This window comes from Ruminococcus callidus ATCC 27760 (genome assembly GCF_000468015.1).
In the GTDB taxonomy this organism is placed as follows: Bacteria; Bacillota; Clostridia; order Oscillospirales; family Ruminococcaceae; genus Ruminococcus_C; species Ruminococcus_C callidus.
The window spans coordinates 47,400-48,470 of record NZ_KI260433.1 but is presented as its reverse complement, the minus strand read 5'-3'; the positions used below and the strand labels follow the sequence as shown (position 1 = coordinate 48,470).

The window sequence follows — 1,071 nt, the reverse complement described above, 5'->3', positions numbered from 1 at the left end:
GCAATACCGCACAAAGAGCGTCTGGCGACTTTGCCTTTATTTTTTTCTGAAAGAGGTGTAACCAGTTTCATGATCGGAATCGCACTGGAGGGCGGTGCAGAACGCAGTTCCTTTACCGCCGGTGTTATTGATGCTCTGATGGCACGTGATTTCTACGCCGCTGCTGCGTCCGGCACGTCTGCCGGTGCCGGCTGTGTGCTGAATTATCGTTCCCGTCAGCAGGGCGTTTCGCTGGAAATGATGATCATGGAACGGCACAGCCGCTATTTTGGGATCCGCCATATGGCACACACCGGCAGATTCCTCAATCTGGATCACATGGCACAGGAGTACGCCAGCCGCATCGACTGGGCTGTTTACCAGCAGTTCGCCATGCAGACCGATTTTGTGGCGACCTGCTGCGAGGACGGCGAACCGGCATACCTCACTGATGACGGCAGCAGGCACCGGCTGTTTACCGCGATCAAGGCTTCCTGTGCCCTGCCCATTATCTGCGAGCCGGTGGAACTGGACGGCAAACACTATATAGACGGCAGCATTGCAGACCCGATTCCCTTTCTGCATCTGCTGGAGCAGGGCTGTGACAAGGTGATCGTCGTTCTCACCGGCAGCGTGCATGCACGTCCCACAGATTACACCCGCCTGCGTCCTCTGCTGCGGCAGCTGTATGCCAAAAAATACCCCATGCTGTACCACGCCGTTCTCCACCGCATCGCCCGCTATGAAGAACAGGTACAGGCTCTGGAGCAGGCACAGCGGGAACAGCGGGCACTGGTGCTTCGACCACAGGTCAAGTCGATCCCGCTGTTCACCCAGAATGAGGACAAGATCCGTGCCTACTACCAGCACGGCTGCGAACTGGTAGACCAGCGATGGACGGAGATCACGGCGTTTCTGGAAAGCCGGACACTAATACAATAATATGAAAACCACCTGTATGAGAGAGATCTTGTACAGGTGGTTTTTGTGTAAATAGACGCTAAGAACCTGTCTTGTCATCACAAGTGTATACATGTGTCTTGTGAAGACAAAACAGGTTCTAAGGCAATACCGCACAAAGATTGTGCGACA

The 1,071-nt window shown here is 54.4% G+C and carries 1 protein-coding gene; it reads left to right on the top strand.

The annotated features are described in order from the left end of the window. The first annotated feature begins 69 nt into the window (after positions 1 to 69). Positions 70 to 921 (top strand): patatin-like phospholipase family protein, encoded by an 852-nt coding sequence (locus tag RUMCAL_RS09895; protein WP_040647843.1) that lies wholly within the window; start codon positions 70 to 72, stop codon positions 919 to 921. Positions 922 to 1,071: the final 150 nt, after the last annotated feature.